Genomic DNA, 9,896 nt, shown 5'->3' on the forward strand with positions numbered 1-9,896 from the left:
GCAAAAGGACTGAAAAGAATGGCAAAAATCGAAGATATGCCGGACGTCTCCCTGCGGCTCTTGGAGATTTTTGCCGCGATGATGCGATGCTCCACAACTGTCGAAACTGCGGAATTTCTCGGGGTCTCTCAGCCCGCCGTTTCTGCGGGGTTGAGGCAACTCGAAAGCCAGCTGGGGATCACCCTCTTTGAACGGACAGGGCGGCGCCTGCAGCCCACCGCCGAGGCGCGTGATCTGTTCGAAGAGATACGACCGCTCTTTGGCTTGCTACGGTCGTTTTCGACGCGGGCGCGCGACATGCGCTCTGGCCGTGTGGGGCGGCTGCGCGTCATTGCGACCCCGCCCTTGGGGTATTCTATTGGTCCCAAGGCCTTACGCGCTTTCCTGTCGGACCGACCGAACGTCACGGTCGCGTATGATGTCCGGCGCTTGTCAAACGTGCTCGAAGCGATCGAGACGGGGCAAGCCGATGTTGGGCTGGTCTTGAACGCCGAGAAGTTGGAAACTGTAAACTCCGAGATTGTTCAGCGCAGTCAGATGGTGGTGCTATTGCCCGAGGACGATCCACTGGCCGAGCAAGGCACCATAGCCGCCGAGGACCTGAAAGGGCGGCAAATCGTGGGCATTGATCAGGCCTCGCAACTGGGGCGTCTGGTCGCCAAGGGATTTGCGTTAGGATCGGCCACTTATGAGCCTCAGATCGAGGTGCGGTATTGCCAGACAGCGGCGGCGCTGGTGGCGGACGGCATGGGGCTGACGGTCGTGGACCCTTACTCTGCCCAACCCTATCTGCAGCGAGGGCTTGTCGCGCGGCCCTTTATGCCGGCCTGCGAAATTCGGGCGTCCGTTTTAACGCGTAAAGGCGTGCCGCATTCCAGCACCCTACTTGGCTTCATGGAGGCTATCCGCGCTCACATTAACACTTGAGCCGGCGCTAACGACAAAAGGCGATGCTCAATGCATCGACTGCCCGCGCGCCAGAGCAAGGTGGTGTTGCGAATGGTGATTGCCAGTTGCCATCAGCCCAAAGAACCCAAGACCGCGCACTTGCGCCTCGGCCTCTTTGCTGGTGACGGTCCAAACCAGAGTGTCATCCTCCGTTTGAACCTTGCTGTTCCAACCTGTTTCGGCAGCAACCACAGGCCCGTGGGCTGGAACCATCCGCCAAGCTGCTTCTGCACCAGGACTTTGGCGGGAAATGGTCATTTCTAGACCGCCAGGCACAGCTCGTTCGGCCACGACGACGTTGAGGACCAATTCATTCATGTCCTGCAAGTGCTGCCTTAGCGCGCCGATGTCGACCTTGGACCAATCGGTGTGAGGATCAGCGGCCAGAAGTGCCACGATCTCTGCCAATGCAGCAAAAGCGCCCTGCCCGCCTTCGGTCGGTGCGGCTTGTTGCATAGCAACCTGATGGCCGGAGTGATCGTGGGATTGAGCGATCGCCGCAGCGGGTAGCAGCAACATCGCGGCGAATACGGCCTTCATGGGTGGGATCATCCTTTTGCTCGTTGTGTCTGCTACGGTCTTGGTTCGCCAAGTCGGCTCATGACCACAACGCTATGCGGCCTTTGCCGCCCTGTCGACAGCGCAATTTCCCCGAAAACGTCCCCACGGGCGCCCCAACACAAGTTCATTTGGAACCTTCCGGCGCTGGAAGGGCGTTTATTTTCCAAGCGACACATTGCAAGTGCGCGCGCCGCTCCCCTCTGCGACTGCGCTTTCACAGGAGACATTTGATGCCCAAAGATACCCAAACTGCAACGCTCTACCGCATGGTGATGCCAGAACACGTGTGCCCCTACGGCCTGAAGTCCAAAGACCTGCTCGAGCGACAAGGCTATACCGTCGACGACCACTATCTGGAGACCCGCGAGGAAACCGATGCCTTCATGGAAAAGCATGGGGTCAAGACAACGCCACAGACGTTTATCAATGGCGAACGCATCGGGGGTTATGATGACCTGCGCGTTCATTTCGACATTGATCCTCCGAAGGAAGAGCAAAGCGACACCAGCTACCAGCCGGTCATCGCGATCTTTTCGGTGGCCGCGCTGCTGGCGCTTGGGCTGTCTTGGCACCAATACGGCACGCTTCTGTCCGTGTGGGCGGTGGAATGGTTTATCTCTTTATCTATGGCGATCCTAGCGATCCAGAAACTGCAGGACATCGAAAGCTTTTCGACCATGTTCCTAAATTATGACCTGCTGGCACGTCGTTGGGTGCGCTACGGCAAAATCTATCCCTTTGGCGAAGCGATAGCTGGTATCCTGATGACCGCGGGCGCGCTCACGTGGCTATCGGTCCCTGTGGCCTTGGTCATCGGTACAATCGGCGCGGTGAGCGTGTTCAAAGCTGTCTACATCGACAAACGCGAGCTGAAATGTGCGTGTGTGGGCGGGTCCTCGAATGTGCCGCTCGGCTTCGTGTCCCTGACCGAAAACGTGATGATGGTGGCGATGGCTCTCTGGATGGGGGGCAAGGCTCTGTTCGGCTAAGGTGCCGCGTCTGTGATGATCTGCGCCTTGACCCCGCCGAGCGGCTTGCGGCAAAGTTATCCGCACATCTGACTGCGGGAACGGAATGCGCCTGATCATTGTCTTATTGTTGACCGGCTTCATGGCCCTGTTTGCCCTACCCGGCGCAGGCATGGCCCATGGCACGGTTGGCGAGACGAGCATGAACGGCCACGCAGTCCCCTGCCCCGAATGCCCAGAAAGTATTGCCGGAGAGATGGGTCCACATGACTGCGCGCACATGGCCTCGTGCGCGGGTCCGGTTCTGCAAACGCAGGCTCTGACGCTCCCCATTGTGCAGAAGGAGGCGCCGTGCCACATGATGCCGCCACCCCATCGTCTGTCCAGCACATTTCGGCAAATCGACCTGCCGCCGCCCCGTCTGCGCGCCTGACCCTTTGCAATGGCCTGCCCTGATCATGGGCGGGCGGACAGGATCAGCGCAATGACGCGCGACGACAGGACAAGATTTATGAACAAGAAGATCATCGTTGGGGGCGCTGCTCTCCTCATCGCCGCAGGGGCTTATGTGTCCCTGACCCAGACCGAGGCCCAAGAGGCCGCGACCGCCATCCCACCCCAAGGCAACCCAATTGTCGAGGTGATACTGCCCGAAACTCTCTCGGCCGAGGCGCAGATGGGCAAACGCGCCTTTGACGCTGTTTGCGCCGCGTGTCACGGCACCAACGCGGCGGGAAACAAGGCCGCCGGCCCGCCCTTGGTGCACAAAATTTACGAACCGAGCCACCACGGCGACATGTCCTTTGTGCTGGCCGTGCAACAGGGCGTGCGCGCGCACCACTGGCGGTTCGGTAATATGCCACCCCAAGACGGGCTGACAAAAGCCGACGTTGCCGCGATTATCGCCTATGTGCGCGAACTTCAGCGCGCCAATGGCATCAACTAGGGGCGCGGCATGAACATCTCTCGCAGAACATTTTGCGCAGGAATGGGGGGCCTCGCTGGTCTGTCCTTGGTTCCGCCAGCATTGGCGCAAACTCACAGGCTGACGGCGCGCAAAGCGACCGTGCAACTCGCCCCCGAAGGTTACCCCGCCACCGATGTCTGGTCCTATGACGGTACTATCCCCGGCCCGATGATCCGTGTCCCCCAAGGGGCACGTGTGCAGCAAACGCTGGTCAATGAATTGGATGTGCCAACCAGCATCCATTGGCATGGTATACGCATCGACAACGCCATGGACGGGGTGGCTGGACTGACGCAGCCCCCCGTCGCACCAAGCGAAGAATACACGTATGACTTCGCCGTGCCGGACGCGGGTACGTACTGGTATCACGCGCACATGAACTCGATGGAGCAAGTCGGGCGCGGCTTGTCTGGCCCGCTGATCATCGATGAAGCGACGCCGCCGGATGTGGACCGCGACGAGGTCCTGATGCTGAATGACTGGCTTCTGGACCCTGAGACAGGCGCCTTCTCTGAACCCTTTTCCCATCCGATGATGATGAGCCACGGCGGGCGCACAGGAAACCTGATCGGGGTGAACGGTGACTTCGCCTATGCCATGACCTCCCGTACCGGCGAGCGCCTGCGTCTCAGGCTCATCAATGCCGCGAACGCCCGCATCTTTGTTCTGCGGCTCCAAGGGATGGAGGGCTGGACTGTTGCTTTGGATGGAATGCCGTTGGATACTCCTGATCCAATTGGCGAAGAGATCATCCTCGCTCCTGCGCAGCGCGTTGACCTGATCGTGGACGTTACAGCGACCGCGGACCAGCCAGCGGGCGTGTTGATGTCTCTGAATAGCGACGGGTGGGAGGCATTGGTTGAAATGACTGTCTCTGGCAGCACTGATCGCCGCCCTGACGCGCCCGAGCCTCTGCCTGCCAACACCAACACAGCATTGCCCGATCTGAGCCAAGCGCAGCAGTTCGATCTGGTGATGGAAGGCGGCGCCATGGCAGGCATGGAAAGCGCCGTGTACCAAGGCGAAACGCTCGATTTCCGCGCCCTGATCGACCGCGGCCAGTTTTGGGCACTATCGGGCCAGGCGGGCATGTCAGAAACGCCCTTTGCCTCGCTGACCCAAGGCGATGTCGCCCGCGTGACACTGACCAATCGCACGGCCTTTCCTCATGCAATGCATCTGCACGGAATGCATTTCCGTGAGGTGCGCGATGACGGCAGCCTCGGCCCACTCAGAGATACGATCCTGTCGTTCCCCGAACAGCCGCTTGAGATTGCATTCGTCGCGGACAATCCGGGAAAATGGCTCTTCCATTGCCATATGTTGGCCCATGCGGCATCTGGCATGAACACGTGGATCGAAGTGATCTAAACACCTCAAATAATAGAACGACCCCATAGGAAGATGACTATGAAAAAGACCATGACATTCGCGCTTATCGCATTCGGCACCGCCGCTTTGGCCCATGGCGGAGTGAAAGACAAAGATGTGATGGCGCGGATGGAGGTCATGAAAGCCATCGGTGATCAAGTGAAGGTCATCGGCACCATGGCCAAAGGCGAGCGCGCCTTTGATGCAGATGCAGCGAATGCCGCGCTGGCCGAACTCGCTGTGCACTCGGCCAAAATCGCCCCGTCTTTCGAAAAGCCAGCTCAGGACCCGAAGTCCGAAGCACTGCCGATCATTTGGGAGCAGTGGGATGACTTCGCCGCATTGGCTGCGGACTCTGAGACGACCGCGTCCGCCCTCGCAGGCACCATCACCTCTGAAGCGGACCTCCGCCCCGCCTTGGGCCGCATCGCGGGCACCTGCAAGGCGTGTCACTCGACCTATCGGGAATGAGGACGCCTAAGCGTTGAAGTGTGTAATCGATGGCTATCTCATATTGAATTAGCCGTCGATTGTTTGCTGCTCTCCCAGCGGAGCAATCTTATGTAGCCTACTCGGAAAACGCAGCTACAAACGCATCGACTGCGGCATCGCTGTCCAACTGCGCCCACGCTTCCATTCCAACTGGGCCAGAATACCCCATCTTTTTCAGGCCCGCGGCGATTGCGGGATAATTGATCTCGCCCGTGCCCGGCTCATAGCGTCCCGGATTGTCGGCAACCTGAACTTCCCCAATCCAAGGCAAGCACTTCTCGCACCAGCGCAGTAAATCGCCTTCGCCAATCTGCGTATGGTACAGATCAAGGTTGATCCTGAGTTGCGGGCGATCAATGGACGAGACAAGTGCCAATACGTCTTCTGTCCGGCCAAAGGGACAACCCGGGTGATCCAACAGGTTCAGGTTTTCCAGGGTAAAGACGACGCCCTCGTCCTCTGCCATATCGCAAATGCGGTTCAGCGTGTCCTTTGCCTTGATCCACATGGGACCTGTGATCACATCGTGCTGCCACTCGGGAATGCCCCCCTCGCCAAGGCCTGTGCCGTGCAAATTTAGCCGCTCCACGCCAAGCCGTTTGCCCACCTGCACCGTTTCGCGCGCCGATGCGATCAGCGCATCCGCGCCCGCGTCATCAGCCAAACGGCCAACCAAATAGCCATTCATGATGGTGTAGTTGGCACCCACGGCCTCGAGCTTCGCGAGGTCGTGATCTGGGTAATTCCACAGACCCACGCCAAGGCCCCGCTCAGTCAAACGGGCAGCGCGCCATTCAATCGGTTTGTCGAGCCAGAGCATTTCTGCGCAGGCGGCCAGCTGAAAACTCTGGGACATCTCTGGTTTCCTCTTAGAACATGTGCTCGACTTCGGGGGCTGGGACGAAGCGCCATTTGCGCAGGGGTCCTGCCATGACGTTCAGGTAATACATCTCGAACCCGTAGGGCGCGCCGCAAGGGTGGTGGCCACGAGGGACGCAGACCACATCGCCATCTTTGACGGCCATGGTTTCATCCAGCTGCCCGTCATCCGTGTAAACGCGCTGGATGCCAAACCCATCAGCGGGGTTCAGGCGGTGGTAATAGGTCTCTTCCAGGTATGTGATGCGCGGGAAGTCGTCTTCGTCGTGGCGATGGCTGGGAAAGGACGACCAATGACCCGCAGGGGTGAACACTTCGGTGACCAAGAGGCTGTCACAGTAGTCCTCATTCTCCATCGCGATGTTGTTGATGTAGCGCGTGTTGACGCCTTCACCGCGCTGGGTCAGTTCGATTCCATCTGGCCCAATCTGGCGCGCTTCGTGGCCGCCCATACCGGGGGCAGAACAGACTGCGATCGTGCACTCGGTGGTGGCGGTTGCTTCCCATTTGTCGTCGCTGGGAACGTAGAGGCAGTGGGGCGGTGTCTTCTCGAATACGCTCATCCGCTCGCCAAGCTCGCCCCAGTCCTTGCCCGCGGCAGTAAAGGTGGCCTTGCCCGCGACCATCACCAGAATGACTTCCCGATCCCCCGTGACCTCGGACACGCTTTCACCCTCGCGCAGGCGATACAGCGAGAAGCCCACATACCGCCAGCCCGCCGACTCCGGCGTTATCTGGTGGACCTTGCCGTGGTCGCCAAAAGGTTTCTTCAAAAGGTCAGCCATCATTTTTATCCTTGTCCTCATGGGCACGGCGATATCCCGGCCCCAGCAGCTTGAATGCTGCATAGGCCCCCGCGGCCCCAAACATCAGCGCCCATCCGGGCGATCCAGTGGCCACCTCGAACAGCGCCCACCCCAGGCACAGCGCGACAATCACAATGCGCCGCCAGAGCGGGGCAAAGAACGGATCGGTCGGATCAATCATCCAGTCTCTCCTCTTGGAACTCTCCGCCCACACAGTCAGGGATCGCTCCGGCCTGTGCAACCGGAACGCCTGTTCCCCTCAGATCAAACCCACCTCGCCCGCAATCCGCTTGAGCGTATGCAGACCAAGGGTCTGATAGAGCAGTGGATTGCGCAGGTCTGGATCCTGCTCGGCTTCAATCACGATCCAGCCGTCATAGCCTTCGTCCTTCAGGACTTGCAGCAAGGGCGCAAAGTCCACCGCCCCGTCCTGATCGCCAGGCACCGTAAAGGCCCCTGCCAGAACGCCCTGCAAGAATGACAGGTTCTCGGCACGGACCTTGGCGGTCACATCCGGACGGATATTCTTGGCATGGAAATGAGCCACGCGGTTCACATGCTTGCGCAGCACGGCCTCGGGATCGCCGCCACCGAAGGTACAATGCCCCGCATCAAACAGAAGCTGCGTGGCCGGACCAGTCGCGGCCATAAACGCATCGATTTCTTCGGGGCTTTCAACCACGGTGCCCATGTGGTGGTGATAGGCCAAAGTGATCCCTTCGCCGGCCAGATAGGCCGCGAATTCTTCCATCTTTGCGCCAAAGGCGACCATCTCATCGTTCGTCAGGCGGGGTCGATCATTCACGGGCACGTCAGGGCTGCCATGCACGGTGTTGGAACATTCGCACACGATGCACACCTTGCAGCCATTGTGCTTGAGCTTGGCCAGATGCCCCTGAGCAGCGGCGATTTCGTCCTCGACCGATCGAGTCAGCAGTTCGGTGGAGTACCAGCCCGACACAAAGACCATGCCATAGTCGGCCAGCAGCGCGCGAAGCGCCTCTGGGTCATCTTGCGGCCAGCGGTGCCCATTCTCGATCCCGTCAAAGCCGATCAGGCGGCCCGCTTCCTCAAGGATCCGCTGGGTCGGGATGTCCTTCCCGATCGATTGGTCATCATCATTGGCCCACGCAATGGGGTTGGTGCCGAACCTGATCATTGTGATCTCTTTCTTCCTTCTGTGGTCCCTTCATCTTGGGACCAAATACTTCGGGGTGCGGGGCAGCGCCCCGCGTGTCCCGCCATTCGCGTCAGTTCACGCCGGTCTGTTTTGCGATCTGGGTGATGTACTCGGCATAGCGGTTGCGCTGTTTCTCGCGGTCGCTGACCTCTGGCACGGCGACGTCCCAGAAGTACCCGTGTTCGCCAGCGGAGGTCTCGAGGCCGGTGCCGGGGAAGTCCTTGGCGATGGTGTCGATCACGATCACTGTGGGGATGTTCCGCGCGCGGGCTGCCTTGATTTCGGCTTCCAGCGCGTCAGTGCCGCTGGCCTTAACCGCATAGGCGCCCATAGAGGCCGCGTGGGCCACGTAATCGATCTCGGGCTGAACCTCGATGTTGCAATCGACGTACATGTTGTTGAAGGGCTCGCCGCCGCAGCCCTTGGTCTGCAGTCGGTTGATGCAGCCGTAGCCGCGGTTGTCGGTCAGCACCACGGTGAAGGGAATGCGGCGCATCACAGCGCTCGCCAGTTCCGCGTTCGCCATCATATAGCTGCCATCGCCAACAAAGCAGATGACCTCGCGCTCGGGACGCGCCAGCTTCAGCCCCATGGCGCCCGCTACTTCGTAGCCCATGCAGGAATAGCCGTATTCCATGTGGTAGCCGCCTTGACTTGGTTGCCACAGCAGCTTCAGCGCGCCGGGCATGGTGCCCGCGGCACACATGGCAATCGCGCTTTCGCCTGTGGCGCGCTGAACCGCACCGATCACCTGACCGTCGGTGGGCAGGCCGTCCTGATCCTCGGGACGGGCGCAATAGGCATCCACCGCCCGCAGCCAGTCTTCGCGGGCTGCCGGATCGCAGGCTTCGGCGCGGTAGTCCCCCAAGAGATCGGTCAAGAGTTCCAGCGCCACCTTCGCGTCCGCCACAAGGGCCTCTGCCCCGTGCTTGGCCGCGTCATAGCCGTGGATGTTGACCGAGACCAGCTTGGCGCCCTCTGCAAACATGGTCCGCGAGCCGGTGGTAAAGTCCTGGAACCGGGTGCCAACCCCGATCACCACATCGGCCGATGCCGACACAGCGTTCGCCGCCGCCGACCCGTCCACGCCACTGGCACCAAAGCTCATGGGATGGCTCTGGGGCAGCGCCGATTTACCGGCCTGAGTCTCGGCCACGGGAATGTTGTGCTTGGCGGCGAACGCTGCCAGCGTCTCTTCGGCTTGGCTATAGATCACACCGCCGCCGGCGATGATCACGGGGTTCTTGGCGCCTTTGATCGTCTCGGCCACACGGGCCAGCTCGCCAGCATCAGGCGCCGGACGGCGGATATACCACACACGGGGCTCAAAGAAGTCTTCGGGCCAGTCATAGGCCTCGGCCTGCACGTCCTGACAGAATGCGATGGTCGCCGGACCACAGTTCGCCGGATCGGTCATGACCCGCAGGGCGCGGGGCAGCGCGGACAGCAGATGCTCGGGCCGCGTGATGCGGTCAAAATATCGGCTCACGGGCTTAAAGCAGTCATTGGCACTGATGGTGCCGTCGTCAAAATCCTCGACCTGCTGTAGCACAGGGTCGGGCTTGCGGTTCGCGAACACATCGCCCGCCACAATCAAGAGCGGCAACCGGTTCACATGCGCGAGCGCCGCAGCCGTCACCACGTTCGTGGACCCCGGCCCAATGGACGAGGTCACGGCCATCGCCCGCGTGCGCTTCTTGCCCTTGGCATAGGCAATCGCCGCA

At 60.4% G+C, this 9,896-nt stretch carries 12 protein-coding genes; 6 read left to right on the top strand and 6 right to left on the bottom strand.

The features are described 5' to 3' along the window. The first annotated feature begins 18 nt into the window (after positions 1 to 18). Positions 19 to 927, top strand: coding sequence for a LysR family transcriptional regulator (locus tag N4A58_RS07235; RefSeq protein ID WP_293708568.1), 909 nt, complete (start codon positions 19 to 21; stop codon positions 925 to 927). A gap of 27 nt (positions 928 to 954) precedes the next feature. On the opposite strand, the gene N4A58_RS07240 is transcribed toward N4A58_RS07235, so the two are convergent. Then, entirely contained in the window at positions 955 to 1,488 is a 534-nt protein-coding gene (locus N4A58_RS07240) for a hypothetical protein (protein ID WP_293708569.1), read from the bottom strand. A gap of 251 nt (positions 1,489 to 1,739) precedes the next feature. Here N4A58_RS07240 and N4A58_RS07245 point away from each other — a divergent pair, with 251 nt between their 5' ends. The 5 genes from N4A58_RS07245 (at position 1,740) to N4A58_RS07265 (ending at position 5,286) form a co-directional block, all read left to right on the top strand. Beyond that, entirely contained in the window at positions 1,740 to 2,498 is a 759-nt protein-coding gene (locus N4A58_RS07245; protein ID WP_293708570.1) for a glutaredoxin family protein, read from the top strand. Positions 2,499 to 2,583: 85 nt separating this feature from the next. Further along, the gene (locus N4A58_RS07250; RefSeq protein WP_293708571.1) at positions 2,584 to 2,910 is read left to right on the top strand and encodes a hypothetical protein; all 327 of its coding nucleotides are present in this window, start codon (positions 2,584 to 2,586) and stop codon (positions 2,908 to 2,910) included. A 78-nt stretch (positions 2,911 to 2,988) separates the two neighbouring features. After that, positions 2,989 to 3,423, top strand: coding sequence for a cytochrome c (locus N4A58_RS07255; protein WP_293708572.1), 435 nt, complete (start codon positions 2,989 to 2,991; stop codon positions 3,421 to 3,423). Positions 3,424 to 3,432: 9 nt separating this feature from the next. Next, positions 3,433 to 4,815 (top strand): multicopper oxidase family protein, encoded by a 1,383-nt coding sequence (locus tag N4A58_RS07260; RefSeq protein WP_293708573.1) that lies wholly within the window; start codon positions 3,433 to 3,435, stop codon positions 4,813 to 4,815. A gap of 39 nt (positions 4,816 to 4,854) precedes the next feature. After that, positions 4,855 to 5,286: a cytochrome c gene (locus N4A58_RS07265; RefSeq protein ID WP_293708574.1), complete on the top strand. Its 432-nt coding sequence runs from the start codon at positions 4,855 to 4,857 to the stop codon at positions 5,284 to 5,286. A gap of 97 nt (positions 5,287 to 5,383) precedes the next feature. Here N4A58_RS07265 and N4A58_RS07270 read toward each other — a convergent pair whose 3' ends face one another. The 5 genes from N4A58_RS07270 to iolD all read right to left on the bottom strand — a co-directional run. Next, entirely contained in the window at positions 5,384 to 6,163 is a 780-nt protein-coding gene (locus tag N4A58_RS07270) for a TIM barrel protein (protein WP_293708575.1), read from the bottom strand. 13 nt (positions 6,164 to 6,176) lie between these two features. Then, on the bottom strand, positions 6,177 to 6,971 hold the full coding sequence (iolB, locus tag N4A58_RS07275; protein WP_293708577.1) for a 5-deoxy-glucuronate isomerase: 795 nt from the start codon (positions 6,969 to 6,971) through the stop codon (positions 6,177 to 6,179). Continuing rightward, the gene (locus N4A58_RS07280; RefSeq protein ID WP_072704254.1) at positions 6,964 to 7,173 is read right to left on the bottom strand and encodes a hypothetical protein; all 210 of its coding nucleotides are present in this window, start codon (positions 7,171 to 7,173) and stop codon (positions 6,964 to 6,966) included. The genes iolB and N4A58_RS07280 overlap by 8 nt, the downstream gene beginning before the upstream one ends. Positions 7,174 to 7,251: 78 nt before the next feature. Beyond that, entirely contained in the window at positions 7,252 to 8,151 is a 900-nt protein-coding gene (gene iolE, locus N4A58_RS07285; RefSeq protein ID WP_293708580.1) for a myo-inosose-2 dehydratase, read from the bottom strand. A 91-nt stretch (positions 8,152 to 8,242) separates the two neighbouring features. Next, positions 8,243 to 9,896, bottom strand: a 1,654-nt coding sequence (gene iolD / locus N4A58_RS07290) for a 3D-(3,5/4)-trihydroxycyclohexane-1,2-dione acylhydrolase (decyclizing) (protein WP_293708582.1), incomplete at its 5' end; no start/stop codon positions are given.

This window comes from Donghicola sp. (assembly GCF_025210255.1).
GTDB lineage: Bacteria > Pseudomonadota > Alphaproteobacteria > Rhodobacterales > Rhodobacteraceae > Donghicola > Donghicola eburneus.